At 69.0% G+C, this 24707-nt stretch carries 34 protein-coding genes and 1 tRNA gene; 17 read left to right on the forward strand and 18 right to left on the reverse strand.

Annotated elements, in window-relative coordinates:
• Positions 1-11: 11 nt before the first annotated feature.
• Positions 12-1793: a bifunctional metallophosphatase/5'-nucleotidase gene (locus ACGF0J_RS27175; protein WP_393150003.1), complete on the reverse strand. Its 1782-nt coding sequence runs from the start codon at positions 1791-1793 to the stop codon at positions 12-14.
• A 108-nt stretch (positions 1794-1901) separates the two neighbouring features.
• Between ACGF0J_RS27175 and mshD the strand changes: the two genes are divergently transcribed.
• Positions 1902-2822 carry a mycothiol synthase gene (gene mshD / locus ACGF0J_RS27180; RefSeq protein WP_393150005.1) on the forward strand — a complete coding sequence of 307 codons (921 nt, stop codon included), beginning with the start codon at positions 1902-1904 and terminating at the stop codon, positions 2820-2822.
• Here mshD and ACGF0J_RS27185 read toward each other — a convergent pair.
• The 3 genes from ACGF0J_RS27185 to dcd form a co-directional block, all read right to left on the reverse strand.
• Positions 2819-3826 carry an anion permease gene (locus ACGF0J_RS27185; protein ID WP_393150007.1) on the reverse strand — a complete coding sequence of 336 codons (1008 nt, stop codon included), beginning with the start codon at positions 3824-3826 and terminating at the stop codon, positions 2819-2821. The two genes, mshD and ACGF0J_RS27185, sit on opposite strands and share 4 nt — an antisense overlap.
• Positions 3827-3831: 5 nt before the next feature.
• Positions 3832-4449, reverse strand: a complete 618-nt coding sequence (locus tag ACGF0J_RS27190) for a DUF47 domain-containing protein (protein WP_101785785.1) — start codon at positions 4447-4449, stop codon at positions 3832-3834.
• A gap of 171 nt (positions 4450-4620) precedes the next feature.
• Complete coding sequence (dcd, locus tag ACGF0J_RS27195) at positions 4621-5196, reverse strand: dCTP deaminase (RefSeq protein ID WP_393150009.1); 576 nt, start codon at positions 5194-5196, stop codon at positions 4621-4623.
• Between the two features lie 143 nt (positions 5197-5339).
• Here dcd and ACGF0J_RS27200 point away from each other — a divergent pair.
• From ACGF0J_RS27200 to ACGF0J_RS27210, 3 genes are all read left to right on the forward strand, one after another.
• Positions 5340-5413: transfer RNA gene (locus tag ACGF0J_RS27200), tRNA-Gly, on the forward strand.
• A gap of 207 nt (positions 5414-5620) precedes the next feature.
• Positions 5621-5995 (forward strand): type II toxin-antitoxin system RelE/ParE family toxin, encoded by a 375-nt coding sequence (locus ACGF0J_RS27205; RefSeq protein ID WP_393150011.1) that lies wholly within the window; start codon positions 5621-5623, stop codon positions 5993-5995.
• A gap of 4 nt (positions 5996-5999) precedes the next feature.
• Positions 6000-6332 carry a helix-turn-helix domain-containing protein gene (locus ACGF0J_RS27210; RefSeq protein WP_393150013.1) on the forward strand — a complete coding sequence of 111 codons (333 nt, stop codon included), beginning with the start codon at positions 6000-6002 and terminating at the stop codon, positions 6330-6332.
• Positions 6333-6734: 402 nt separating this feature from the next.
• Here ACGF0J_RS27210 and ACGF0J_RS27215 read toward each other — a convergent pair whose 3' ends face one another.
• The gene (locus ACGF0J_RS27215; protein ID WP_393150015.1) at positions 6735-6974 is read right to left on the reverse strand and encodes a hypothetical protein; all 240 of its coding nucleotides are present in this window, start codon (positions 6972-6974) and stop codon (positions 6735-6737) included.
• A gap of 634 nt (positions 6975-7608) precedes the next feature.
• On the opposite strand from ACGF0J_RS27215, the gene ACGF0J_RS27220 reads away from it, so the two are divergent.
• The 3 genes from ACGF0J_RS27220 to ACGF0J_RS27230 are packed head-to-tail and all read left to right on the forward strand — an operon-like array spanning position 7609 to position 8287.
• Positions 7609-7764 carry a hypothetical protein gene (locus ACGF0J_RS27220; protein ID WP_393150017.1) on the forward strand — a complete coding sequence of 52 codons (156 nt, stop codon included), beginning with the start codon at positions 7609-7611 and terminating at the stop codon, positions 7762-7764.
• Complete coding sequence (locus tag ACGF0J_RS27225) at positions 7761-7961, forward strand: type II toxin-antitoxin system RelE/ParE family toxin (RefSeq protein ID WP_393150019.1); 201 nt, start codon at positions 7761-7763, stop codon at positions 7959-7961. The genes ACGF0J_RS27220 and ACGF0J_RS27225 overlap by 4 nt, the downstream gene beginning before the upstream one ends.
• Positions 7958-8287 carry a helix-turn-helix domain-containing protein gene (locus tag ACGF0J_RS27230; protein WP_393150021.1) on the forward strand — a complete coding sequence of 110 codons (330 nt, stop codon included), beginning with the start codon at positions 7958-7960 and terminating at the stop codon, positions 8285-8287. Before ACGF0J_RS27225 ends, ACGF0J_RS27230 begins: the two co-directional genes overlap by 4 nt.
• 398 nt (positions 8288-8685) lie before the next feature.
• Here the strand turns inward: ACGF0J_RS27230 and ACGF0J_RS27235 are convergent, their stop codons facing one another.
• The 4 genes from ACGF0J_RS27235 to ACGF0J_RS27250 form a co-directional block, all read right to left on the reverse strand.
• Positions 8686-9099, reverse strand: coding sequence for a type II toxin-antitoxin system VapC family toxin (locus ACGF0J_RS27235; RefSeq protein ID WP_393150023.1), 414 nt, complete (start codon positions 9097-9099; stop codon positions 8686-8688).
• Positions 9096-9356: a CopG family transcriptional regulator gene (locus ACGF0J_RS27240; protein WP_393150025.1), complete on the reverse strand. Its 261-nt coding sequence runs from the start codon at positions 9354-9356 to the stop codon at positions 9096-9098. Before ACGF0J_RS27240 ends, ACGF0J_RS27235 begins: the two co-directional genes overlap by 4 nt.
• A gap of 188 nt (positions 9357-9544) precedes the next feature.
• Entirely contained in the window at positions 9545-9901 is a 357-nt protein-coding gene (locus ACGF0J_RS27245) for a DUF418 domain-containing protein (protein ID WP_393150027.1), read from the reverse strand.
• 178 nt (positions 9902-10079) lie between these two features.
• Positions 10080-10481, reverse strand: a complete 402-nt coding sequence (locus ACGF0J_RS27250) for a hypothetical protein (RefSeq protein WP_393150029.1) — start codon at positions 10479-10481, stop codon at positions 10080-10082.
• Between the two features lie 373 nt (positions 10482-10854).
• Here ACGF0J_RS27250 and ACGF0J_RS27255 point away from each other — a divergent pair, with 373 nt between their 5' ends.
• Positions 10855-11529: a hypothetical protein gene (locus ACGF0J_RS27255; protein WP_393150031.1), complete on the forward strand. Its 675-nt coding sequence runs from the start codon at positions 10855-10857 to the stop codon at positions 11527-11529.
• 42 nt (positions 11530-11571) lie between these two features.
• On the opposite strand, the gene ACGF0J_RS27260 is transcribed toward ACGF0J_RS27255, so the two are convergent.
• Both ACGF0J_RS27260 and ACGF0J_RS27265 read right to left on the reverse strand, forming a co-directional pair.
• Positions 11572-12195, reverse strand: a complete 624-nt coding sequence (locus ACGF0J_RS27260) for a hypothetical protein (RefSeq protein ID WP_393150033.1) — start codon at positions 12193-12195, stop codon at positions 11572-11574.
• 112 nt (positions 12196-12307) lie between these two features.
• Positions 12308-12850 carry a GNAT family N-acetyltransferase gene (locus ACGF0J_RS27265; protein WP_393150035.1) on the reverse strand — a complete coding sequence of 181 codons (543 nt, stop codon included), beginning with the start codon at positions 12848-12850 and terminating at the stop codon, positions 12308-12310.
• Positions 12851-13013: 163 nt separating this feature from the next.
• Here ACGF0J_RS27265 and ACGF0J_RS27270 point away from each other — a divergent pair, with 163 nt between their 5' ends.
• The 3 genes from ACGF0J_RS27270 to ACGF0J_RS27280 all read left to right on the forward strand — a co-directional run bounded on the left by ACGF0J_RS27270 (position 13014) and on the right by ACGF0J_RS27280 (position 15358).
• The gene (locus ACGF0J_RS27270) at positions 13014-14423 is read left to right on the forward strand and encodes an APC family permease (RefSeq protein WP_393150037.1); all 1410 of its coding nucleotides are present in this window, start codon (positions 13014-13016) and stop codon (positions 14421-14423) included.
• A gap of 58 nt (positions 14424-14481) precedes the next feature.
• Positions 14482-14709, forward strand: a complete 228-nt coding sequence (locus ACGF0J_RS27275; RefSeq protein WP_393150039.1) for a hypothetical protein — start codon at positions 14482-14484, stop codon at positions 14707-14709.
• A gap of 199 nt (positions 14710-14908) precedes the next feature.
• Positions 14909-15358 (forward strand): DNA-binding protein, encoded by a 450-nt coding sequence (locus ACGF0J_RS27280; protein WP_393150041.1) that lies wholly within the window; start codon positions 14909-14911, stop codon positions 15356-15358.
• Here ACGF0J_RS27280 and ACGF0J_RS27285 read toward each other — a convergent pair.
• Positions 15337-15882 (reverse strand): dihydrofolate reductase family protein, encoded by a 546-nt coding sequence (locus tag ACGF0J_RS27285; RefSeq protein ID WP_393150043.1) that lies wholly within the window; start codon positions 15880-15882, stop codon positions 15337-15339. The genes ACGF0J_RS27280 and ACGF0J_RS27285 overlap by 22 nt on opposite strands.
• 181 nt (positions 15883-16063) lie before the next feature.
• Here ACGF0J_RS27285 and ACGF0J_RS27290 point away from each other — a divergent pair, with 181 nt between their 5' ends.
• Positions 16064-16321, forward strand: a complete 258-nt coding sequence (locus tag ACGF0J_RS27290; RefSeq protein WP_393150045.1) for a hypothetical protein — start codon at positions 16064-16066, stop codon at positions 16319-16321.
• Between the two features lie 15 nt (positions 16322-16336).
• Here ACGF0J_RS27290 and ACGF0J_RS27295 read toward each other — a convergent pair whose 3' ends face one another.
• Positions 16337-16762, reverse strand: a complete 426-nt coding sequence (locus ACGF0J_RS27295; protein ID WP_393150047.1) for a MerR family transcriptional regulator — start codon at positions 16760-16762, stop codon at positions 16337-16339.
• Between the two features lie 49 nt (positions 16763-16811).
• On the opposite strand from ACGF0J_RS27295, the gene ACGF0J_RS27300 reads away from it, so the two are divergent.
• Entirely contained in the window at positions 16812-17384 is a 573-nt protein-coding gene (locus tag ACGF0J_RS27300; RefSeq protein WP_393150049.1) for a shikimate kinase, read from the forward strand.
• 78 nt (positions 17385-17462) lie between these two features.
• Here the strand turns inward: ACGF0J_RS27300 and ACGF0J_RS27305 are convergent, their stop codons facing one another.
• From ACGF0J_RS27305 to ACGF0J_RS27315, 3 genes are read right to left on the reverse strand one after another with little or no spacing between them, the layout of a single operon-like run.
• Positions 17463-17795 (reverse strand): YnfA family protein, encoded by a 333-nt coding sequence (locus tag ACGF0J_RS27305; protein WP_393150051.1) that lies wholly within the window; start codon positions 17793-17795, stop codon positions 17463-17465.
• A gap of 57 nt (positions 17796-17852) precedes the next feature.
• Complete coding sequence (locus ACGF0J_RS27310; RefSeq protein ID WP_393150053.1) at positions 17853-18305, reverse strand: hypothetical protein; 453 nt, start codon at positions 18303-18305, stop codon at positions 17853-17855.
• Between the two features lie 35 nt (positions 18306-18340).
• Positions 18341-19546, reverse strand: coding sequence for an MFS transporter (locus ACGF0J_RS27315; protein WP_393150055.1), 1206 nt, complete (start codon positions 19544-19546; stop codon positions 18341-18343).
• 65 nt (positions 19547-19611) lie between these two features.
• Between ACGF0J_RS27315 and ACGF0J_RS27320 the strand changes: the two genes are divergently transcribed.
• Entirely contained in the window at positions 19612-19974 is a 363-nt protein-coding gene (locus tag ACGF0J_RS27320) for a MerR family transcriptional regulator (RefSeq protein WP_393150057.1), read from the forward strand.
• 3 nt (positions 19975-19977) lie between these two features.
• Here the strand turns inward: ACGF0J_RS27320 and ACGF0J_RS27325 are convergent, their stop codons facing one another.
• A complete protein-coding gene (locus tag ACGF0J_RS27325) occupies positions 19978-20352 on the reverse strand; it encodes a hypothetical protein (protein ID WP_393150059.1) in 375 nt (124 codons plus the stop codon).
• A 206-nt stretch (positions 20353-20558) separates the two neighbouring features.
• Here ACGF0J_RS27325 and ACGF0J_RS27330 point away from each other — a divergent pair, with 206 nt between their 5' ends.
• The gene (locus ACGF0J_RS27330) at positions 20559-20897 is read left to right on the forward strand and encodes a hypothetical protein (protein WP_393150061.1); all 339 of its coding nucleotides are present in this window, start codon (positions 20559-20561) and stop codon (positions 20895-20897) included.
• Between the two features lie 3 nt (positions 20898-20900).
• Entirely contained in the window at positions 20901-23027 is a 2127-nt protein-coding gene (locus ACGF0J_RS27335) for a carbon starvation CstA family protein (protein WP_393150063.1), read from the forward strand.
• On the opposite strand, the gene ACGF0J_RS27340 is transcribed toward ACGF0J_RS27335, so the two are convergent.
• On the reverse strand, positions 23024-23401 hold the full coding sequence (locus tag ACGF0J_RS27340) for an STAS domain-containing protein (RefSeq protein ID WP_393150065.1): 378 nt from the start codon (positions 23399-23401) through the stop codon (positions 23024-23026). The genes ACGF0J_RS27335 and ACGF0J_RS27340 overlap by 4 nt on opposite strands.
• A gap of 171 nt (positions 23402-23572) precedes the next feature.
• Here ACGF0J_RS27340 and ACGF0J_RS27345 point away from each other — a divergent pair, with 171 nt between their 5' ends.
• Entirely contained in the window at positions 23573-24703 is a 1131-nt protein-coding gene (locus tag ACGF0J_RS27345; RefSeq protein WP_393150067.1) for a glutamate--cysteine ligase, read from the forward strand.
• The last annotated feature ends 4 nt before the right edge of the window (positions 24704-24707 follow it).

Raw genomic sequence — 24707 nt, forward strand, 5'->3', positions numbered from 1 at the left:
ACGGGATCCGGTCAGTCCACCACGGTGATGCGGTTCGTGGCGGGCGGGGCGGCCGGGCTGTGCTCGCCCAGGTAGGCGACGAAGGCGTCGATGTCCAGCGGCCCGCTCCACATGTCCGTGCCGTCCCGGAAGGCGAGGAACGCGTCACCGCCGCCGACCAGGAAGTTGTTGGCCGCGACACGGATCGTCTGGGTGTCGGTGACGGGGGTGCCGTCGATCCGGATGTCAAAGACCTTGGAGCCCCAGGCGGCGGAGCGGCTGTAGGTGTAGGTCAGGTTCGCCGAGGGCTGCAGGATCTTGGTGAACGCCTGGTTGTTGGGGCCTCCGGTGAACTGCTGTTCCAGCACCGTCCTGAGCTGGGCGCCGGTCAGGGTGACCACCTGCATGAGGTTGTTGAACGGCTGGACGGTGAACGCCTCGCCGTAGGTGACGACGCCGTCGCCCTCGCCCGCCGGTGAGCCGGCGTGGGTGAGGGGGGCGCGGACGCCGCCGGGGTTCATCAGGGCGATCTGGGCGTTGCCGCCGGTCCTGGTGGCGGCGAGCTGGGCGTCGGCGATGAGGTCGCCGAGCGGCGTCTCCCCGCTGGGGGCGGCGGTGTTGACGATGTCGGCGGTGATCCGGCCGACCGGCTTGTTGGCGACCCCGGCGACACGCTCCTTCCACAGGTCCACGAAGGCGGAGATCTCGGGATCCGGGGTGACGGTCCGCGTCACGACGTGGTTGTCGGCCACGACCGACGAGCGGACGATGTCGCGGGACCGCACGTCCACCTGCATGTCCACCTGCGTGATGACCCGGCCGAACGAGCCGCCCTGCGAGTAGAGGCGGTCGCGGCCCGACGGGTCCTTGACCGTGCACAGGTAGGCCTGGTGCGAGTGGCCGCTGAGCACCATGTCGATCTCGGGGGCGACCTGGGTGGCGATCCGGTTGCCCGCGCCGGGGACGGCGCTGCACGCGTCGGGCGACTGGCCCGCGGTGACCTGGTCGCCCTCGTGCACCAGCACGACCTGGGCCCGCACGCCCACCAGCGTCAGCACCCTGGAGGCGAGGTTCGCGGCCTTGACCTCGTCCGCGAAGGTGAGGTTCTTGATGCCCTCGGCCGTGACGATGTTCGGGGTGGTGGTGGTGACCAGGCCGATGAAGCCGATCGGCACGCCGTTCATCCACTTGACGCTGACCGGTGGCAGCGCGGGGACGCCCCAGTCGGACATCAGCTTCGTGACCGCCGGCTGGTTCCCCAGCGCGGCGAGCGCGTCGGTCTTCGCGTTCCGGTTCTTGAACAGGACGTTCGCGCCGACGTAGTCGAAGCGGGCGCCCTTCCACTCGCCGGCGGGCGAGCACCCGTCGACCGGGTGGCAGCCGCCCTTCATGATGCGGCGCAGCTCGTCGTAACCCTCGTCGAACTCGTGGTTGCCGACCGCGGCCACCTTGAGTCCGATCTTGCCGAGGAACTCGACCGACGGTTCGTCGTGGTAGGCGGCGGAGATCAGCGGGGTGGCGCCGATGAGGTCGCCCTGGGCGACGGCGATGGTGTCGCGGTCGGCGTGGGCCTTCATGTGGGCGGCCACGTAGGCGGCTCCGCCCGCGTCGACCGTCTGGCCGTGCTCGTCGACCATCCGCCCGGAGGACCCGGTCGGGGGCTCCAGGTGACCGTGGAAGTCGTTGAGCGAGAGCAGGCGGACGGGCACCGTCCTGGGCGCGTTGCCGGCGTCCGCCGGCAACGCGGCGAGTAAGGCCGTGCCCGTGGCGACGACTCCGGTCAGCGTGAGCCGGAGCAGGAAGCGAGAGGTCATGGCCCAAGACGTTACGGCGGCAAGCTTGGCAGCCAATGTCGCAAAGGTAACGATTCGTCCGCCGACCCCATGGCGTTATTTGCCAGTCGTACGCCTAGAGTTCGAGCTGTGACAGCGCACGTGAAGATCGAACAACGGCTCGATGACCAGGAAATCGCCGAGGTGCTGCAGCTCGTCGACGCGGCGACGGAGGCCGACGGCGTCCGCCCGCTGAACGAGCATGTGATGCTCCACCTGCGCTACGGCGGCGACCCGCGCGCCCGCTCCGTCCTCCTCCGCGACGGGGAGTCCCTGGCCGGCTACGCGCACGTGGACCCCACCGACGAGGTCGAGGGGCCCAGCGGCGAACTCGTCGTGCACCCCTCGTTCCGGCGGCGCGGGCACGGCGGGCGACTGCTGCGCGCCATGCTCGACCAGGCCGGCGGCAGGCTGCGGCTGTGGGCCCACGGCGACCACGAGGCCGCCGGCGCGCTGGCCGCCTCGCAAGGGCTGCGCCGGGTGCGCTCGCTGTGGCAGATGCGCCGGTCGCTGTTCGCGCCCCTGCCGCCCTGCACGCTGCCCGACGGGGTGCGGCTGCGCGCGTTCACACCCGGCCAGGACGAGGAGGCGTGGCTCAAGGTGAACGCCGCCGCCTTCGCCCACCACCCGGAGCAGGGCGCCTGGACGCTCGACGACCTGCGCCGGCGCGAGACCGAGCCGTGGTTCGACCCGGCCGGGTTCTTCCTCGCCGTGCGCGGCGAACGGATCGTCGGCTTCCACTGGACGAAGATCCACGGGTCGTCCGAGCACGGACACGAACCGCTCGGCGAGGTTTACGTCGTCGGGATCGACCCCTCCCAGCAGGGCAACGGCCTCGGCCGGGCGCTCACCCTGGCCGGCCTGAACCATCTGCGCTCGCGCGGCCTCGCACACGCGATGCTGTACGTGGACGAGGCCAACACGGCGGCCATCAGGCTGTACGAGTCGCTGGGCTTCAGCCGGTGGGACGTCGACGTGATGTACGCCGCCGTCCCACCCGCGGGAGCCTAGCTCTCGATCATCCAGTGCAGGGCGAAGTAGGACAGCGCCGCCACCAGGGCGGCGGCCGGGATCGTCAGGACCCAGGCCGTGACGATGTTGCCCGCCACGCCCCACCGCACCGCCGAGAGCCGCTTGGTGGAGCCCACGCCCATGATCGCGCTGGTGATGGTGTGGGTGGTGGAGATGGGCGCGCCGAACCCGATCGCCGCCCCGTACAGGACGATCGCCGCCGCGCTCTCGGCGGCGAACCCCTGCGGCGGGTCGAGCGCGATGATCCGGCGGCCCAGCGTCCGCATGATCCGCCAGCCGCCCGCGTACGTGCCGAGCGAGATCGCCGTCGCGGCGGCCAGGATGACCCACTGCGGGATCGGGTCCTGCTCGCCGGCGTAGCCGCCGACCACGAGGGCGAGGAAGATGACACCCATCGTCTTCTGGGCGTCCTGCAGGCCGTGCCCGAGCGCCATGGCGGCGGCCGAGACGGTCTGCGCGTAGCGGAAACCGCGGTTGGTCTTGCCCGGTTGCGCGTTGCGGAAGATCCAGTAGATTGCGATCATGATCCCGGCGCCCAGCAGGAAACCCGTCAGCGGCGACAGGATCATGGGGATGACGACCTTCTCCACCACGCCGTCCCAGTGGACGAGGCTGGACGACGCCAGCGCGGAGCCGACCAGGCCGCCGATCAGCGCGTGACTGGATGAGGACGGCAGCCCGAAGTACCAGGTGATGATGTTCCAGACGATCGCGCCGATGAGCGCCGACGCCACGATGACCAGGCCGTGGCTGCCCTGCGGGGCGTCGATGATCCCCTTTCCGACGGTCTGGGCGACCTGGGTGCCGAGGTGGGCGCCGATGAAGTTCATCGCCGCGGCCATGAACAGCGCCGCTCTCGGGGTGAGGGCACGCGTCGAGACCGAGGTGGCGATGGCGTTCGCCGCGTCGTGGAAGCCGTTGGTGTAGTCGAAGACGAGCGCCACGACGACCACGCCGATGACGAGGGCGAGCGTGAGGTCCACGGGGCCTAGCTTTCCTTGACCGCGATCGACTCGACGGTGTTGGCCACGTGCTCGAAGGCGTCGGCCGCCTCTTCGAGAGCGTCGATGACCTCCTTCATCTTCATGACCGTCAACGCGTCGTACTCACCGCTGAACAGCTTGGCCAGCAGCCGCCGGTAGACCTGGTCGCCCTGGTTCTCCAGACGGTTGACCTCGATCCAGTACTCGTTGAGGTTCTTCATCGACCGCAGCCGCGGCATCGCCTCGGCCGTCAGCTCGGCGGCCCGCTCCAGCACCTCGACCTGCCGCACGACGTCCTTGGGGAGGTGGTCGAGCTGGTACAGGACGATGAGGTCGGAGGCGGCCTCCATGGCGTCCATCACGTCGTCGAGGTTGGACGCGAGACGGTAGATGTCCTCGCGGTCGAACGGCGTGATGAAGCTCTCATTGAGCCGGTTCATGATCGCGTGGGTGCGTTCGTCACCGGCGTGCTCGCAGGCGCGCATCTTCTCGGCCAGGGCTTCCCTGTCCGACCCGTCACTGATGATCTCGACCAGCAGACGGGATGCCGTGACCAGGTTGTTCGCCGAGTCGGCGAACAGGTCGTAGTAGCTGTCCTCACGTGGCGTGAGACGCAGGCGCACGTCGTTCTCCAGATGTGCGGGGATGGTCCGTGGAAAGAGTACGGGTTACCAGGAGAAATGCGAACTTCGTGTCCCCTTCGCCTACTGGCTACCCTCCGTACGCCGCGTGACACGAGGCTGACGGGTAGTTTCGGCTCCATTCCGCCCGCAGCCGGGCCACCCGTTCCGCCCTCAGATTACGGTGCGGTGGAAATCCTTGAACGACCGGGACGGCGTCGGACCGCGCTGCCCCTGGTAGCGGGACCCATACCTGGCCGAACCGTACGGATGCTCGGCCGGCGAACTGAGCTTGAACACACACAACTGCCCGATCTTCATCCCCGGCCACAGCTTGATCGGCAACGTGGCCACGTTCGACAGCTCCAACGTGACGTGCCCGCTGAACCCCGGATCGATGAACCCCGCCGTGGAATGCGTGAGCAGCCCGAGCCGCCCCAGCGAACTCTTCCCCTCCAACCGCGACGCCAGATCCGCGGGCAACGTGATCACCTCGTACGTCGAGGCCAGCACGAACTCCCCCGGATGCAGGATGAACGGCTCGTCCCCCTCGGGCTCCACCATGCGGGTCAGGTCCGGTTGCTCCACCGCCGGGTCGATGTGCGGATACCGGTGGTTCTCGAAGACCCGGAAGTAGCGGTCGAGCCGTACGTCGATGCTGGACGGCTGGAGCATCTCCCGATCGAACGGATCGAGCGCCAGCCGCCCGGAGTCGATCTCGGCGAGGATGTCACGGTCGGAGAGCAGCACGTGGACGAACCTACCGCGTACCCGGCCGGCAGGCTCGCCGACCCGTGAACCGGACCACCCGCGAGAAGGTCATCGGAGTTCGGCGGGACGGTGCTGAACTCGGCCAGGTTTCCGCTACAGTGGTTGTCGCGGCCTCGGCCGATGCGGGTGTAGTTCAATGGCAGAACATCAGCTTCCCAAGCTGACAGCGCGGGTTCGATTCCCGTCACCCGCTCCACATGCGAAGGCCCAGGTTGGAAGGTTTGCGAGACCCTGGGCTTTGATCTTGTATATCCCGAATTCCACTCGGCCGTACCACGATCTTCGTCGCGGGGCGGCCAAATTGATCTAGACCTCTGAGTCTAGCCATCGCAACATCAGATTGCCCACAGTCGCGCCCTGCACGAGTCGGGCTATGCAAAGCTTGGCATATACACTGTGTTGCATGAGTGAAGAGCTGTACGACATCGAGCTGGAGCCAGCGGTGGAGGCTTGGTTGGACACTCTGTCCGACCGGGATCACGCCGCTGTCGAGGCCGCCGTCGAACGGCTCGCTCAGTTCGGCGACCGGATGCCGTACGGTCATGCCCGCGACTTAGGTGACGGGTTGTGGGAGTTGCGTTTTGATATCGCACACCACTCGGTGCGCCTCACCTACTGGCTGGCCGAGGATCGCCGGGCAGTGTTGCTGACTGCCTTCTACAAGACGCGAGACAGGCAGCCGCGCGATGTGGAGCGCGCCCGCAAGGCAATGGTCGAATGCATGGCCGGCGGCTCGGAGCACGGCGTCGCGCATCAGATCTACGAGGGAAGGAGCTGAAGGGATGGCCGGGCATAACAAGTGGAAGACGATCAAGGCCAAGCGAATTGCCGGTGAGGAGGTGAGTCCCGAGTACGCCGCGATGGTGGAGGAGGCACGGCTGGGGCAGGACCTCGGCGCGGCCGTCTACCGCCGCCGGATCGAGCTGGGCTTGTCGCAGACGGAGCTGGCCGAGCGGGCGGGCATGACGCAGCCGCAAGTCTCCCGCTTGGAGGGTGGAGCGCACATGCCGACGATTCCACTGATGGTGCGGTTGGCGGCGGCGTTGGAGATCGATGTGGTGATGCACGGTGACGTCTCCGTGCCGGTGGAGTTTCGGGCCATCACCGCCGCATGAGAAACGGAGGTGCCGTGACACCGGGCGGAAGCACGTGCGGCACTCGACGAACCCATGGATCTCGGTTCCCATGCCGAGATCTTCTTGCCCCCTCAGCGCCCGCCAGGCCGTGCCCGCTGCGTGCCCGTTCGGACGGCGATCAACAGGGGGTCGGGGGACTCACGGTCACTCGACCGGCATATGCCCAGGTCGGCGTTTCCTCTGCTCAGATGTCATGATCCTGAAAGGCTTCCCAAGCTGACAGCGCGGGTTCGATTCCCGTCACCCGCTCCACGTGTGTGAGCCCAGGTCGGGATGTGAATCCCGACCTGGGCCTCGGCTTTTCTGAGTCTGTTCCTACTCACGCGCCAGACCGATGATCGAGGCTCTGGCGGAGGACGGCCCGTCACTGGTCATGCAACCTCACTGCAGGCCGGAACGGATGCGCCGTCTCATCAAGACGATCAGCACTATCTGGATGGCGAGCATCACCAGCGCGATCAGTCCTGACGCAGCGGATACCTCTTCCTCGGAAAGCCCCAAAGTGCATTCTGTTATGTTGCCGCCCTCGTACACGGCGCAGTCGCGCCCTAAGGTTGCGGCAGTAACGAACCAGTTGAGGATCAGAAGTGGGATCGCGCCCAAGGCAAGGGCCGGCGTCATGTACGACGCCTTCCCTGCCGCTGGCTCCGTCTTCGCCGGAACAGGTCCGGGAGGCGTGTCTGTATCCGAATCAGAAGTCACGCCGAACACGTAAGCACAGCGACCGACCGCGTGCCAGATCCGTGCCAGAACAGCCGAGGAGCCGCGGTCACTCGCGGACACTCACGGTCAACCGGCCCGCCTTGACCTGCACCTCCATTTCCCCATCTCAGGGTGGATGATCAGTAGCCGGTTCCCAAGCTGACAGCGCGGGTTCGATTCCCGTCACCCACTCTCGGCGAGCCCTGCTCGCCGTCCCCTTCGGGGTCGGCTTCGGCGGGGCTTTTGTGCTGGTCAGGGGGACGACCCCCCGGGCCCCCCGCGTGCCACCCTCTTCTCTCGGCTTCTCGTCGCAGAGCGCGGTTGCTGTTGCATCCGCCGTCTTGTCTGGGCTGCCGCACGCCAGTGCAGGCCGTGTCCCGATTCTGTGCGCACACGAAGTGGCGGCGATCACAGGTGGATGACACCCGTCGTAGCCTGCGGAATCCCGTGCCGCACGTATGCGCTGGGGCGCCTCATTCAGACGCCACGGTCGTCGGGATGGGTGGTGCCCCGAACCGAAGACATGGCATGAGCCCTGGGTTATATTCGCTGCATGGCGTGGGATATCATCCTCCTGGAACCGGTGGAGATGTGGTTCATGAAGCTCTGTGAGTCCGACCTGGACACGGCGGCGCTGATCGAACAGGCCATCGACCGCCTCGCCGAGGTGGGACCCACACTCTTGAGCGCAGCAACCTCAAGAACTTGAAGGAACTCCGGCCGGGCTCGCGTAAGCGATCAGAGATCCGGATGCTCTTCGTCTTCGACCCCGACAGGGCAGCGATCTTCTTGGTCGCAGGTGATAAAGCAGGACAATGGTCCCGGTGGTATGACGAAGCCATACCGCTAGCCGAAGCCCGCTACTCCGATTACCGAGCGGAGCAAGACAAGGAGGCCGATCGATGAGTACCGCCCGCCGGTGGCAGGATGTCAAGGCCGAGGCGCACCGCCGTCACCCCGAGTTGACGGATCCAGGACGTCAGGCCAAGGCTCGCGCTGAACTCGACGCCTACGTCGCCGGCCACCACCTCAGAGAGCTCCGCAAGGCCATCGGAAAGACACAAGCCGAGGTCGCCCAAATTCTCGGTGTGTCCCAATCCCGGATCTCTCAGATCGAGAACGGCAACATCGAGGCCATGGAGCTGGAGACCCTTCGCGCCTATGCGGTCGCGTTGGGCGGCCATCTCGACATCACCATCAGTGTCGGACCCCACTCGGTCAAGGTGGCATAGCCTCACTCAGTGATCACGTGCGGCGCCCGGCCTTCAGGAGGCCGAGCCATCGTCGTTCGGTTGGGCGCTTCACCGCTTCATCCAGCGCCCGTGGCCATGGCAGCCACCAGGTGGCGTGGTCGTCGTGCAATTAGCGTGCAATTGGCCACGGGAATCAGGGGCCAACCACGGTCACTTGCGACCGGGTTTCCGCCCAGCTCAAAGCCCTCACGTGCGGTGCTCGGTGCAGTTCCCAAGCTGACAGCGCGGGTTCGATTCCCGTCACCCGCTCCAAGTGTGAAAGCCCAGGTAGGCCGGTTTTCTGGCACCTGGGCGTTGATGCTGTCCTGGGTTGTTGATCTCTGCGTGCCATTAGGGCGGGTGATCACCCTGTCAGAGACACCGGCCAGAGCATAACCTCAGACCTTGATGACAGTGACGCGTACGCCGCACAGGGCGGCGAGGTCCTCGGGGTCGGAGGTGAGGACCGTGACAGGCCCTGGGGCAGCGAGGGCGGTGGCGCTGAGCATGGCATCGATGGCGTACTTGTGCCCGTGCAGACTGGCGTCGGACAAGAGCGCTGCGGCGTGGCGAGCGATTGGCTCGGTAACCGGCTCGACGACAAGGCGGGACAGCGTCCACTCCAGGGCTGGCCGATTGACGCGCGGGTGGACCACCTCGACGAGGGTGGCGGCGGAGGTGATGACGCGGAGGTCGTCGGCACGGGCGAGAGCAAGCCATGCGGTGACCGTACGGTCGCGCAGGACGGCCTTGGCCAGTCCCTCGCTGTCGAGGACAAGGGTGCCGCCCGGAGTAGCGGGAGAACGGGTCACGCAGCCGCCCCACCATTGGCCTGTCTCTGCCGGGCCTGGTGGAGTTGATCGCGTAGTGCCTGGACCTCGTCGTCGGTGATGGGGCCGTGCTCGGCCTCGGCGACCTGGATAAGTTCGCTGAGGTTGTCGCGCTCGATCTGGCGGGCGACGGCGGCGGCGACGTAGGCGGACAGGCCGGAAGGGCCACTCCGGGACCGAGCTGCTTCAGCGATGTCACGCGGCATGGTGATCGAATATTTGCCGGTAGGCTCATTCATGCCCTCTATCCTACCTCTCATCCTCCTGCGGTTGCGCGACCGCTCTACTGGCGTTGGGAGGACCGCGTCGATCAGTTGCGCGCTGACGAGAGCTCAGCGAGTCTCCTTGTGACCGAGGGTCGCTGGTTTGGTTAGAGATCTTCGACGTTGGCGGATGTCGGCCCGCAGGCCGCGGCGTCAGAACGGCGTCAGAACCACGTGAGCCAGCAGCGACCGTACGTCAACCGCCGCAGCGCCGCCTCGGCCGGTCCCCGTCGCCCGCCAGGCGACAGAAGCGCGGCGAGCACCACGGTGGTCAGCCAGGTGACCACGGCGATGCCGGACGCCGCAGCGTTGCCGACACGTGCGCCGAGCCCTCCCGCGTACGGCGCGAACACCGCCACGAAGATCACTGACTGGAGGAGATAGCAGGTCAGCGACCACTGGCCGCACGCGGCGAGGGCCCTGACGACCGGGCCGGGATACCCAGGCCTCATCCGGCTGACGACCAGACCGATGATCGCCGCATACGCGAGCCCGCCGACGACGGCCAGCCCTGTGCCCACGACGGCGACCCTGGAGAACAGGTCCCGGTGGGAGAGAGGATCCTCCAGCAGACGGCGGCGAGCCGCCCAGATCCCGAACAGGCCGGAGTCCCCTGCTCAGAGGCCGTGATCTCGAAGGATTCCAAGCGACCGTGCGGCGCAGGCGGCGTCGAGCGAGCCACGTCGACCGGAAGCGAGATCAGAGGTGAAGGACGGCGGATATGGCCATCAGAGCAGCCTGCAAAACAATGATCCCGACGGCCGGCCTGAGGAGCAACAGCTTCCAGTAGAGCGTTTCTCCTACGCGCTGCGCGGTCAACCGCTCAGAGGTCTCCTGTGCGCTGATGACAGGCCTCAGCAAAGACGACCCAGAACCCGACCTGCGCGAAAGCCCGGCAAGCAACAGAAGCGCCGCTCCGCCGGCACATGCTTGCGAGACCATGTTCATCAGTGTTGACAGGCGGCCGGAGGTCGCCAGCTCCCGACTTGCGAAAAACAAAGCCCCGGTCGCGACAAGCAAGAACACGGCAACGATGTCCGCGTACAGGACCCTACGGCGATTACGTGCGGTGTCCGAGGAGACGGGGAGCCGATCTGCCACATTGCGACGGTAGCATGCGACCGAGCCATTGATATAAGCGTTCCTTTCGCGCAAAGCCATCGCAGACTCGAATACGCCACGCACCCGCGGAAGCACCCGGGTGTCCCGCTCATGACGGCACAGCTGCGACTCGGCGTGAGCAATTCTGAACTGTTATTGAATGGGTCGGGGGCGGCGGTTCAGGCCGCCGCGCGACCCGAGCTTGCGGCCGCGGACGAAGAGGTGATCTCCCAAGGCGCTCGGCCACCGGCGAGATGTGTGACCTGACTTTCGGCAGGGATGCCGGTTGACGATCGGCAGATGATCTGCCCGGCTCGCCTTTGCCAGGCTCGCTCCCGTGAACACATATTTTCCCGGACGGTGGATCGGCGGCGTGACGCTCATCTTGGGGCCGGTGGTCATGTGCGCCGGATATCTGCTGCGCTACCTGAGCACAGCCACCGCCCTCACCCCTCAGCAGCACGCATGGGCCGAGGCGCAGCCCTTCGCCGCCTACGGCCAACTCCTCGCATACACCTCAGAACCCGCCCTCCTCACCCTCGCCTACGCGGTCTTCGCCCTGGGGGCGCTGCTGCTCTTCCCCGCTTTCGTCACCCTGGCTCAGCGGGTCGGGAGCGGCCTCGCCTTCTGGGGCGCCACCCTGCTGGTCGCGGGGCTTACCTCCCGCCTGTACTTCGCCGGCGCCGACCAGACCGCCTTCCAGCTCACCGAGGTCCTCGGACTGGACCAGGCGACGAATGCGCTCATGAAGGAGTACGTCGACATCTCCTACGGGCCGTGGCGGGTCCCGGTCTGGGCCTCGGTCGGCCAGTACGCGGGCTCGCTCCTGCTGGCCGTCGCCGGCTGGCGCTCAGGCCTCTTCGGCACCGGCCGCGCCGTGATGCTGCTGCTGGCAGGAGGCACCTGGATGGGCGTACTGAAAGGCGCATCCATCCCGGACGTGCTGGTCACCGGCCTGCTCTGCGTGGCCCTGGTCCCGCTGGGCGCGCGGGTCCTGCTGGACCGGTTGCCTGCCCCAACCGGTCGTTCGAAGATGCTGAGCTGGTGAGAGGAGATCTCCTGCCGAGGTGACGTGATTCACCGTGTGTGATCAAGGCAGCTCACCGACTGGCGCAACAGTATGCGCCCCATCGCCGGTGCACCACCAAACGGCTATCTGATGCTCGTATCCGGCGTGCAGGCCGCGATTGTGCATCGCGCAGACGGGCCAGACCTTCAAGATCATTCCCATGATCGTTTCTTGCACGGCATCAGCGACTTCCCCGAGCGCACCTTGAGCGCTGCTGCCCGCGATGGGGTCGATGCCGTTGCCGTGACAGCCACCCTGAAAGTCCACCCAGGCGCGACCTCTGCTGTCCCAGTCGTGGGTGACCAAGCGAAGCGTAACGGTGATCCCCCCGGCGCGAACGTCGCGCTTCACGACCTCCAATGCGTGCTCCAGCGTCGTCCAGAGACGGGGTTCGAGGGCGAAGCTCGGCTCGAAGTGAGCGTCGCGGAGAAGACTTTCGCCGAGGCGGGTCAGGTCGGCCATGGTCAGATGGGTACCGGAGCGTTCAATGATCTCTAGCGTTGTGGGAGTGCTTTCCCCCCACTCCTCCAGCAAGGACGCCAGTTCGAGGACGGGTTCGGCGTCGAGGCCGCCGTCGCGTAATGCCCTGTAGATACGGCCCAGCAACTCGTCTTCCACCTGTTTCAGTTGCTCTTCGGAATGCACGCTGCAGTGTTGCCCACCGCCTGAACCCAGGCAAGCGATACCTTCCCGGGCTCTGATCGGAAGCTTTCGGTATTCGGCCGCATTTGCGTTGCAGTCCGCGCCGCCCACGCAGTCAGAGATCGAGCACCAGCAGGATCTCGTCGCGATCGTCACCTGGTCCGAACCGGAGCGCGCCAGGCCACCGGCCGATCTCCTTCCAGCCCAGCCGCCCGTAGAACTTTTCGAGCCCCAACCCGCCCCGGGCGGCGAGGTGGAGTTGTTCGAGGCCCATCTCTTCGCGTGCGAGGCGGTGCAGACGACGCATCAGCGCGGCCCCGATGCCTTTGCCGCGGAAGCCGGGATGCGTCTGGACGTGGTGGACCGTGCCCCAATGAGCGATCAACGGGTTGGCGTCGCTACGCACGTTCAGCCACCCGGCGAGCGTCCCATCGACGCGGGCCAGGAGGAGGTGGCTGCGTTGGGGTGTGAGGTCGGCGATGAGCTGATCAGCCACCACGGCGACCTGGTCGAAGTCGACCGGCGGGAAGGGGAAGCCGGCCGCGCCTCCGGCGTTGGTCACCGTGACCCAGCACTCGATCAGCTCCCGTCTCAGCTCGGGCGGCATCTCGTCGTGGCTGGTGATCTGCGTGAGCTCAGGAGGCCCGTCGTGCGTCATGGGCAGAGCCTGGCAGACGCCACCGTCACAGCGGGTCCGTGCAGGCGTACGGTGAAGCCATGGCGTGCGGCGGGGCGGGCGCACCGCACCGTGACGGGCGGTCCGGGAGCGAGTGCGGTTGCTCCCGCCGGCTCTCGCCGGTCGATCTCAGGAGAGGACGACCATGACCCAGACCAGACCATCCGAGGCGCCCGGCAGCGGGCAGCCCGCTCTGAAGCAGGTGATGGGCCCGGGTTTGCTGCTGCTGTTCATCATCGGCGACATTCTCGGCACCGGGGTCTACGCCCTCACCGGCGAGGTCGCCGGTGAGGTCGGCGGCGCGGCCTGGCTGCCGTTCGCCGTGGCGTTCGTCGTCGCCTTGATCACGGCATGCTCGTACCTCGAACTGGTCACCAAGTATCCGCAGGCCGCCGGCGCCGCGCTCTACGTGCACAAGGCCTTTCAGGTGCATGTCCTGACCTTCCTCGTGTGCTTCGCCGTCATGTGCTCGGGGATCACCTCGGCGTCGGCGGCGTCGCGGGCCTTCGCCGCGAACCTCGTCACCGGCTTCGGCCTCGACGCGGGGAACGGCGTGGTCCTGCTGATCGCCGTGGGGTTCATGCTGCTGGTCCTGGCCGTCAACCTGCGCGGCGTCAGCGAGGGCGTCAAGGTCAACGTCGTGCTCACCGTGGTGGAGCTTTCGGGGTTGCTGCTCGTCATCCTGTTCAGCCTGTACTTCATGGCCGGCGGGCAGGCGGACTTCTCCCGGGTCGTCGCCTTCGAGAGCTCCGCGGACAAGAGCGTGTTCCTGGCGGTCAGCACGGCCACGTCGCTGGCCTTCTTCGCGATGGTCGGGTTCGAGGACTCGGTCAACATGGCCGAGGAGACCAAGGATCCGGTGCGGATCTTTCCGCGCATGATGTTCACCGGGCTCGGCATCACGGGGCTGATCTACGTGCTCGTGTCCATCTGCGCCGTCGCCGTCGTCCCGGTCGGCCGGCTCTCCGCGAGCGAGACGCCGCTCGTCGAGGTGGTGCGGACCGCGGCTCCCGACTTCCCGATCACGAACCTCCTGCCGTTCATCTCGATGTTCGCCGTCGGCAACTCCGCGCTGATCAACATGCTGATGGCGAGCCGGCTGCTCTACGGGATGAGCAAGCAGGGGGTGCTGCCGCACTTCCTGTCGAGGGTCCACCCTGCTCGGCGGACGCCGTGGACGTCGATCCTGTTCACCACCGCCCTGGCCATCGGCCTGATCGCCCTGCTGTCGATGAATCCCGACAGCCCGGTCGTGGCGTTGCTGGGCGGGACGACGTCGCTGCTCCTGCTGGCTGTCTTCGCGTTCGTCAACGTGTCCGTGCTCGTCCTGCGCAAGGACAAGGTGGCGGTGCGGCACTTCCAGGCTGGCCGCGCCCTGCCCGTGGTCGGGGCGATCACCTGCCTGTATCTCGTCCTGCCCTGGTCCTCGGGGCGCCCGGCGGGCCAGTACGAGATCGCGGGCGTGCTGCTGGCGATCGGCGTGGCCCTGTGGGTGGTCACCTGGTTGGTCCGGCGAAGGAGGGGCGAGGAGAGCCGTGCGCAATCAGACTCGTGACGTGGCTCTGCCGACCCTCCGTTGCGACTGTTCTCATGGGCGGCACATACTGGAGGGGATGAAGCCAGCTAGCGGCGCGTCCCGCCGCCACATGCCCACCAGTCCCTTCAGCCCGCCGCCTCCGGCGCCGCCCGTCGAGCAGTTCAGCGTGAACGACCGGGTGACCCATGATCGGTATGGCCTCGGAGTCGTCACCGTCGTGGAGGACGATGCGGCCGTGGTCGTCGATTTCGGATCGCGGCAGGAACGCATCCCGACTCCCTTCAAGAAGCTGTACAAACTCTGAGCCCGCCGCGCCGCGGGGAAGCACGCGGCGCGGAGACGTGTCCGCCGGTGGTCGATCCGTCCTCCGGCTTCGCCGCTTCCCCGCAGGTCGGTTCATGTCGCCTGTGGTGGCGCGGCCGCCTGTGCGGACCTGCGCGACCATACGAGCGATTTGAACGATCCGTTGACAACGGATCGTTCAAACGCCCAGGATGGACTTCATGCCAGAAGATCCGTTCGTTCCGCCGAGCCCCGACGAGCTGCGGGCGCACCGCGCGTACGCGGCCCTCACCCGCATCGCCGAGCGGCACGCGGCGACGCGGGACCAGCGCGACCGCCAGATCCACCCCCAGGTCCTCGGCGCGCACGAGGCCGTGCGGCTCGTGTCGTTCCTCGCGGCCGGGACGGCGCGGCACGAGGACGACGAGCCGAAGGTCGACCAGGCCGACATCACCGCCGCGCTGACCCTCGTCCCGCTCGCGCGGGCCGAGATGGAGCAGGTGGAGACCTCGCTGCTGCTCATGGCGCGCGGCCGTGGCCTCACCTGGCAGGAGATCGCCTTCGGGCTGGGACTCGGCACCGCCCAGGCGGCGCGGCAACGCTATGAGCGGCTGGCCGGCCGCGTGGAGGCGAGCCAGCCGGAGCCTGGTCAGGCGGTCGCGGGTACGTAGGTCAGGTTGAGCACGCCGGTCCGGAACGTCTCGGACCTGACCAGCTTCAGCGGATGGGTCGGGGTGTCCTCGAACAGCCGTTGGCCGTGCCCGACGGCGATCGGGTGGACGAGCAGGTTCAGCTCGTCGAGGAGACCGTCGGCCAGCAGCCATCGCACGGTCGTGGCGGAACCGGACATCTGGATGTCGCCGTCAATCCGCTCCTTGAGTTCGCGCACGCCGGCCGCGACGTCGCCGGAGATGACGGTGGTGTTGGTCCAGTCCGCCTTCTCCAGGGTGTTGGAGACGACGTACTTGCGGATCTCGTTGAAGGACCTGGCGATGTCCTGGTCGGCGTCCGTCGTCGTCCAGTACGCGGACCACTCGTCGTACAGCTTGCGGCCCATCAGCATCGCCGCCGCGCTCCGCATGCCCGCCTCGACCACGGCGCCCATCTCGTCGTTCCAGTACGGAAAGTGCCACTGGTCCGGCGATTCGACCACGCCGTCCACGGAGATGAAGAAGTTCGCGATGATCTTCGCCATGGTGCTGCTCCCTGACTTGCCCGATGACTGCGAAAGGGAGGTTACGCGGGACCGGGCGTTCAGGTCTTGTACAGAAGCGACAGCGGCTCCGGCGGGTCCGGGTGGATGAGCTGCGTCGCGGTCCGCCCGACGTAGCGGGTCAGCGACCGCGCTAGGTGCGGCTGCGCCCTACGATCACGTCATGCGAGCCGGGTTCAGCGAGGCGCTGACGTTGGTGGGGTACGTCCTGGGCGGCGCCGTCACACCTGTCGTGGGCGGATGGGCGAGTGGGTGGGTCGGCGGGCAGGTGCTCGACGACACCGTGCTCATGTGCGTGGCGCTGTTCGAGGTGGCCTTCCTCCTCGGCATGGTGCGGGCCGGCCTCCGGGGGGCGAGATGGCTGGCCCGAGCCTCAGCAGGGCGGCGGCGGGCGGCGGAGGCGCCGGACGTGTCGCCGTGATCCGGCGCCGCCAGGTCACCTGCCGGACGGGTGGTTTCCGGGCTGTGCCAGGTAGGCCGCCAGGGTGCCGCGGCTACGCCGGAGGCCGTCGATGCGCTCGTCCATGACCTCCAGCTCCCGGTCCATGAGGGCTCGCAGGTCCGCGCACCAGTCGAACTCGGGCTGGTCGCCCACCGTGCACGGCAGCACCACACGGATCACCTCGGTGGTCAGGCCCGCGTTCAGCAGGGCGCGAACCTTCCGTACCGTCACCACGGCGTCCTCGTCGTAGGTGCGGTATCCGTTCGTGTCGCGGCTGGACTCCAGCAGTCCCTGCGCCTCGTAGTAACGCAGCAAGCGCGTGCTGACGCCCGTACGCCGGGACAACTCTCCGATCAGCATGTGGCCCGTCCCATCCACGTCGGCCTTCCTCACCGACAACGTCACGCCGGTCGTGAACATTTCTTCGGCTTCTTGATCGTGCCGGACGCGGCGTTCTACCGTTCTTCCGATGAACGCGGCTGCGTGGATGGTCCTCGTCGGTCCCGCCGGGGCGGGGAAGAGCACTCTCGGCGCGCGCCTGGCCGCGGCGACCGGGCGGGACTTCGCCGACGTGGACGCGCTCGGCGAGCCCTACTACCGCGAGGTGGGCTGGAGCATGGAACGGCTGCGCGCCCGCATCGGGGCCGTGGGCCGCGTCGCGGCCGAGCGGGAGTGGGAGCCGGCGCGGGCCCATGCCGTGGCACGCGTGGTGGCCGATCACGCGGGCGCGGTCGTCGCCCTGGGAGCCGGACACAGCCACTACACCCGGCCGGCGCTGCTCCGGCGGGTACGGGAGGCGCTGCGGCCCGCCCGGCACGTGGTGCTGGTGATGCCGTGCGCCGACCCGGAGCGGTCCGTCGAGATCCTGCGTCGGCGCAGCCTCGCCGCCAAGGGGACCGACTGGGTCAGCGGTGACGGGCACGACTTCCTGCGGGAGTGGGTGCATGATCCGGGGGTGCGCACGCTGGTCACCACGGTGCTCCACACGGAGGGAGAGACGCCCGGCGAGAGCGCCGAGCGTCTTCTGGGCAGGTGCCCCTGAGTCCCGTGCGCGCGGGGGCGGCGCCGGTCGGGTCCGCCGGACGGGCACGTGCCGCCGCCGCGGGCAGGGGTCCGGCTCCTACCCGCGCGGGGCGTACATGATGACGAGGACGCCGAGGATGCAGACGACCGCGCCGATGACGTCCCAGCGGTCGGGCCGGAACCCGTCCACCAGCACGCCCCACAGCAGGGAGCCGGCGACGAACACCCCGCCGTAGGCGGCCAGGACGCGACCGAAGTGCGGGTCTGGCTGGAAGGTGGCGACGAACCCGTACAGGCCGAGCGCGATGACGCCGGCTCCGATCCACACGAGCCCCCGCTGCTCTCTCACCCCCTGCCACACCAGCCAGGCTCCGCCGATCTCGGCGAGCGCGGCGGCCAGGAACAGCAGCAGGGATCGCGCGACGGTCACGGCTGCGACTCTAGCGGCAACGGGCACCCGGACCCGGGTGGCGGCTGCGATGCCGGCTCAGCAGAGGAGTCCGCCGTCCTCCGGGGGCGGTTCGTGGGTGGCTGCGATGTCGATGCCGTAACCGCGTACGCCGTCCACCTCGTGCGCCGCCACCGACAGGAACGCCGTCACGCCGCCGACGATCTTGGTGTAGCAGGTGCGCTGTGCGGCGGTGAACGGCCGCCAGCCCTCCTGTACGGCCGCCCGCGCGTAGAAGGCGGCGTAGTCGCCACCGGACTCGTAGAACCGGCCCGCGTACGGGAAGGGGTCGTCGGCGAGGCAGCCGCCGTGGCGGGAGCGCTCGACGGCGCCGGTGAGGTGGGCGGCGAGGACGGGCTCGGCGGCGAGCACCGGCACGAGTTCCTCCTCAGCCGTGTCGCAGCCGGACGCGGCCGGCGGTCCGGCGACCGTCCAGCCGAGTCCACCGGCCACGAGTGCCGCCGCGACAAGGGCGACGGTGGTTCTCCGCATGCGTATCAGCCTCCGAACGGGGGTGCGTCCGGACTCTACGGCCGGCGCGCCTGGTGATCAACCGCGGCGGGGAACGCGTGGGTGCGGGCGAGGACCACCGTGGCGAGGACGGGGAGGAGGAGCACCAGGACGGTCCAGGGGAAGGCCGTGGGGCCGTGCAGGTCGAGGAGGAGACCCCCGGCGACTCCGCCGCCCGCCATGGCGGCGTTCCACAGCGTGACGAGCATGGCCTGGGCGCTGTCGGCGGCGGAGCCGCCCGCGTGGCCGGCGGCGGTCTGCAGGAGGGTGGGGATGCCGCCCCAGCCGAGGCCCCAGAGGGCGGCCGCGACGCAGACGAGCGCGAGGTTGCCGGTCGGGAGGGCGAGCAGCGTGGCCGCCGCGCCGACCAGGAGCGTGCCGGCGATGGTGAGGGCGCGCAGCCGCCGGTCGATGTGGGCGCCGGTGATCCAGATGCTCGCCAGCGAGGCCACGCCGAAGACGAGGAGCACGAGGTCCACGGCGGCGGCCAGGCCGAGGTGGTCGAGGAACGTGGCGATGTAGGTGTAGAGGACGGTGTGGGCCAGCACGAAGACGAAGGTGACGAGCAGGATGGCCGCCACGCCGGGGACGGCGAGGGTGCGCAGGATCGCGGGCCGCTCGCCGCGCGGCAGGCCCGGCCGGTCGGGTACGAGTGCGGCGATCCAGCCGAGCAGGACGACGGCCAGGGCGGTCATCACCCAGAAGGTCGTGCGCCAGCCGAGCGCCCCGCCGAGGTAGGTGCCGGCCGGCACGCCGAGCGACAGGGCGGCCGGGATGCCCGCCATGACGATCGCCATCGCCTTGCCCTGCAGGTGGGCGGGTGCCAGCCGGCGGGCGTATCCGGCCAGCAGCGCCCAGATCACGCCGGCGGCCACGCCGGCGACGAACCTGGCGGCCAGCGTCAGGGGGAAGTGCGCCGAGACGGCCGTGACCGTGTTGGCGACGGCGAACCCGGCCACGCCGGTGAGCAGGAGGCGTTTGCGCGGCCACCCGGCCGTGGCGGCGGTGAGCGGGATGGCCGAGACCGCCGTGCCGACGGCGTAGACGGTGACGAGCTGGCCGGTGGCGGACTCGCTGACGCCGAGGCCGCCGCTCATGGCGGGCAGGACGCCGGCGGGCAGCGCCTCGGTGAGGACGGTGACGAAGGCGGCCGTGGTCAGCGCGGCCAGCGCGGCCAGGGGCAGCTCCCGGGTGCCGGGGGCGGAGAGGGTGTCGTTGCTCATGCCGCGTATGCTCGAACCTTCACATCGATGTGAAGGTCAACCCGGCAGGGAGTGAGGTGGGCCACATGCGGATCGGCGAGCTGGCGGAGCGCACCGGCACGGCGCGGCGGCTGCTGCGCTACTACGAGGAGCAGGGGCTGATCGCCGCCTGCCGGGCCGCGAACGGCTACCGCGAGTACGACGATCGCATGGTGGACCGGGTGCTGCAGATCAGGGGCCTGCTGGACGCCGGGCTGCCGACGCGGATCATCAAACAGATCCTGCCCTGCCTGGACGGCCCGCGGGTGATCCACTTCTCCGACGCGACGCCGGAGATGATCGCCACGTTGGAGGTCCAGCGTGACCGGATGACGCAGCGCATCTCGTGCCTGACCCGCAACCGCGACGCCATCGCCGCGTACCTGGAGCAGGTACGCGGCGACGGGTGAGCCCTACTGGCTGGGCCTGGTGCAGCTGCTGGGGATGTAGCCGGTCATGCCGTTGTAGGTGATGTACTGCCACACCTTGGAGGTCTGGGAGCAGAGGGTGTAGCGCTCGCCGTCCAGGCCGCGGTGGCATGTGAAGTGCTGGTTTCTCAGGACGAGGCCGAGCGCCGTGGCGTCCACCCTCGGCGCGGTCCGGATCTTGATGTTCTCCTTGGCGATGGCGTCGCTGCCGAACGGGCAGTACCCCTGCGCGTCGGCGACGGCCGCGGTCGGCTGCGCGGCTGCCGCGGCGGGCGCCGCCGCGGCAGGGGCGGCGAACGAGAAGGCGCCGGCGGCGACCGCGGTGGCGAGCGTCAGTGCGCGGATACCGCGCTTCGTCATGGTCATGAGGTTCCCCGTGTGGTGATCGATGCGAGCAAGATCTCTCCAGAAGTACCAGGGACGCGCCGCGCATGTCTGGATGATCAAGCTTGATGTGTTCGATGCCACTTTCATTGACATACAGGGCGTTTCACTGGCGTGACAGCGGGTACGGCCGCCGGTAGCTGCCGAGTAGCCGAAAGATGACCGATGACCAGGGGCGCCAGATGTCCCGGATCACACTGACGAGCGCCGCACGCGCCGCGCTCCGCCCTGACGAAGTGGTCTTCTTCGACTGGCACGTCACCGGCCTGTGCTGTGCCGACGCCGGCGAGTTCTCGGTCAGGCCGCTGCGCCGGTCTCGGCTGCCCCGGCGGGCCCGCCGCCTCGGCGTGGAGCCGGTGTTCGCCCACCCGGTCGCCTGGGTGCACCTCGTCGAGCTTCCGGTCACGGTCGACTGCCGCCCGCTGTGGCGCTGGCGGCGGTTCACCACCGACCTGCCGCCGGACGCCGGGCTGCGGTGCTGCCTGGGCCGTCCCGTCGCGCGAGGAGACCCCGGGAGGTAACCGGTGAACGTCCGATCGATCATCATCTGGACGGCTGTCGCCCTCGTCGGCGCGGCGGGGTGGGCGGTCCTCGCTCTGTCGAGAGGCGAGAACGTCAACGCGGTGTGGCTGCTCGCCGCCGCTCTCGGCTCGTACGCCATCGCCTACCGCTTCTACGCCCGGTTCATCCTGCACAGGGTGCTGGGCGCCGACGACCGCCGCGCCACCCCCGCCGAGCGGCTGAACAACGGCATCGACTACCACCCGACGGACCGGCGCATCCTGTTCGGCCACCATTTCGCGGCCATCGCCGGGGCCGGGCCGCTGGTCGGGCCGGTGCTGGCGGCGCAGATGGGCTACCTGCCCGGCACCATCTGGATCGTCGCCGGGGTGATCTTCGCGGGGGCCGTGCAGGACATGGTCATCCTGTTCTTCTCCATGCGGCGCAACGGCCGGAGCCTCGGCCAGATGGCCCGCGAGGAGATCGGGCCGGTGGGCGGGGCGGCGGCGCTCATCGCCGTCTTCGCCATCATGATCATCCTCCTGGCCGTGCTGGCACTGGTCGTCGTGGGCGCCCTGGCCAAGTCGCCGTGGGGCGTCTTCTCCATCGCGATGACCATCCCGATCGCCCTGTTCATGGGGTTCTACCTGCGGATACTGCGGCCCGGCCGGGTCGTCGAGACGACCGTGATCGGGGTCGCGCTGCTGATCCTGGCGATCATGGCAGGCGGATGGGTGCAGGAGTCGAGCTGGGCGCCGGTGTTCACGCTGAGCCCGTCGGCGCTGGCGCTGTGGCTCATCGCGTACGGGTTCGTCGCGGCGGTGCTGCCCGTGTGGATGCTGCTGGCGCCGCGCGACTACCTGTCCACGTTCATGAAGATCGGCACGATCGCGCTGATCGCGGTCGGCGTGCTCGTCACGATGCCGCCGCTGCGGACCACCGCCTTCACCAAGTACGCCTTCAGCGGTGACGGGCCGGTCTTCGCGGGGTCGCTGTTCCCGTTCGTGTTCATCATCATCGCGTGCGGGGCGCTGTCGGGCTTCCACGCGCTGATCTCGTCGGGCACGACCCCGAAGATGATCCAGAAGGAGCGGCAGGTCCGGCTGATCGGCTACGGCTCCATGCTGATGGAGTCGTTCGTGGCCGTGATGGCCATCACCGCCGCGTCGGTGCTGAGCCCGGGCCTCTACTTCGCGATGAACTCCCCCGCGGGGGTGGTCGGGGCGACCGTGCAGTCCGCCTCCGAGGCGGTCACCAACATGGGCTTCGTCATCACCCCCGAGCAGCTCCAGGCGGCGGCCCGGTCCGTGCAGGAGGAGACGCTGGTGGCGCGCACCGGCGGCGCGCCGACGCTGGCCGTGGGGATCTCGCAGATCTTCTCGGGCTTCCTCGGCGGGGCGGCGCTGCAGGCGTTCTGGTACCACTTCGCGATCATGTTCGAGGCGCTGTTCATCCTCACCACGGTGGACGCGGGCACCCGGGTCGGCCGGTTCATGCTGCAGGACACGCTGGGCAACCTGTGGAAGCCGATCGGGCGGGTGAGCTGGTGGCCCGGCCTGGTGGCGACCAGCGCGGTGGTCGTGGCGGCCTGGGGCTACTTCCTCTACCAGGGCGTCAACGACCCGCTCGGCGGCATCAACCAGCTCTTCCCGCTGTTCGGCATCGCCAACCAGCTCCTCGCCGCGGTGGCCCTCACGGTGGCCACCACGCTGCTCATCAAGAGCGGCCGGCTGAAGTGGGCGTGGGTGACGGCGGTGCCGCTGGCCTGGGACGTCGCGGTCACGCTGACCGCGAGCTGGCAGAAGGTCTTCTCGGCCGACCCCGGCCTCGGCTTCTTCGCCCAGCGCGAGCGCTTCCAGACCGCTCTGGAGCAGGGGCAGGTCCTGGCGCCGGCCAAAAGCGAGGCGGCGATGCGGCAGATCGTGCTCAACTCCACGGTGGACGGCGTGCTCGCGGCGCTGTTCGCGGTGCTGATCATCGTTGTGCTGCTGGACGCCTTCCGGGTGTGGGCGAAGGCGATCCGGTCGCGGGAGCCGCTGCCGAGCACCGAGGCGCCGTTCGAGGAGTCGCGGATCCTCGCGCCGTCAGGCCTCATCGCCACCCGCGAGGAGAAGCGGTCCATGGCCGGGGCCTCCTCCGGCGGCTCCTAGGGTCGCTCGGCCGTCACCTGGCGGACGGCGTCCTGCCAGGTGGCGTGCCGTTCGAAGAGGTTGTGCAGCCCGGCTCGGTACAGCAGGCGCTCCAGGCTGCCCTGGACGCCGCTGAGCACCAGCCGTCCGCCGCTGTTCTGGCTGCGGTTCAGCGCCACGACCAGTTCGCTCATCCCGACCGAGTCGCAGAACGAGACACCGGCCAGGTCCACGACGACCCGCTGCGACGGCAGCCGCGCGGCGGCCCGCAGGTGCTCGCGCAGCGCCGGCGCGGCGACCAGGTCGAGCTCGCCGCCGGCCCGGACGACGGCCACGCCGTCGACCAGCGCGAGCGAGACGGTGAACGTGGGCGCGTGCTGTGGCTGTGAAGTCATGATGCGGCCCGAACCTCCCTGTCCTCACCCTCCCCTCACCCGTGGTTCCAAACGGGATGCGTACGGCTTTTTCCCAGGTCATGAACGCCTGCCGAACACCACAAGGTGCAAAACCACCTTTTTCGGGCAGCTCCCCGGAATGCCGTCAAGCCGGGGACGGGGACGGTCCTCATGACCGGGCCCCCGAGCACGTTGGGCGTCGAGGAGGAGTTCCACCTCGTCGACGCCCGGACCCGGCGTCTCGTGCCACGCTCGGAACCGCTGCTGAACCTGCTCCCGAAGGACAGCTTCACCGAGGAGCTGCACTGCTCCACGGTCGAGTCCAACAGCAGGCCGTGCCTCTGCCTGGACGAGCTGGCGCGCGAGCTGGGCGCGCTGCGCGAGACGCTGATCGGCGGGGCCGCCGGACTCGGCCTCGGCGTCGTCGCCGCCGGCAGCGTGCCGCTCGCCGACGTCGGGCAGGCGCGGATCTCGGCCGGCCCCCGCTACGCGCGGATGCTGCGCGACTACCAGCACCTCACCCGCGAGCAGCTCATCTGCGGCACGCACGTCCACGTCGAGCTGGCCGACCGCGACCTGGCCACCCTGGTCGCGCACCGGCTCGCACCGTGGGCGCCGCCGCTGCTCGCCCTCAGCGCCAGCTCCCCGTACTGGCTGGGCGCCGACACCGGGTACGCCAGCTACCGCACGATGGTGTGGCGGCGCTGGCCCACCGCCGGGCCGATGGCCGGGTACGACTCCGCGGCCGCGTACGAGCGGATGATCGCCGGGCTGATCCGGTCGGGCGTGATCGGCGACTCCGGGATGATCTACTTCGACATCCGGCCGTCCGCCCACGTCCCGACCGTGGAGCTGCGGATCTGCGACTCCTGCCCGCGCGTGGCCGACATCGTGCTCGTCGCGGGCCTGTTCCGGGCGATGGTGGCACGCGAGCTGGAGTGCGTACGGCGGGAGCGGTGCGGCGCGGCGGCCCGCGAGGTGAGCCTGGAGGCGGTGCGGGCGGCGACCTGGCAGGCGGCGCGAGCCGGCCTGGAGGGCACCCTCGTCGACCCCGTACTCGGCGTGCCCGGCCGGCCCGGCCGGGTGATCGGACGGATGGTGGACGCCCTGCGGCCCCAACTGGAGCAGGCCGGCGACTGGACGCTCGTCTCCGGCCTGGCCCGTGAGGCGCTGCGCCGGGGCAGCTCGGCCCGCCGGCAGCGGGTGGCGTACGCGCGGCGGGGCCGCCTGGCCGACGTGGTGGACCTGCTGCTCGCCGAGACGCGTTCCGGTTTCCCCACCTCGCGCCGACCGGCGGCATGACACG

Origin of the sequence: Nonomuraea sp. NPDC047897 (genome assembly GCF_043204415.1) — a bacterium.
Classification (GTDB): domain Bacteria; phylum Actinomycetota; class Actinomycetes; order Streptosporangiales; family Streptosporangiaceae; genus Nonomuraea.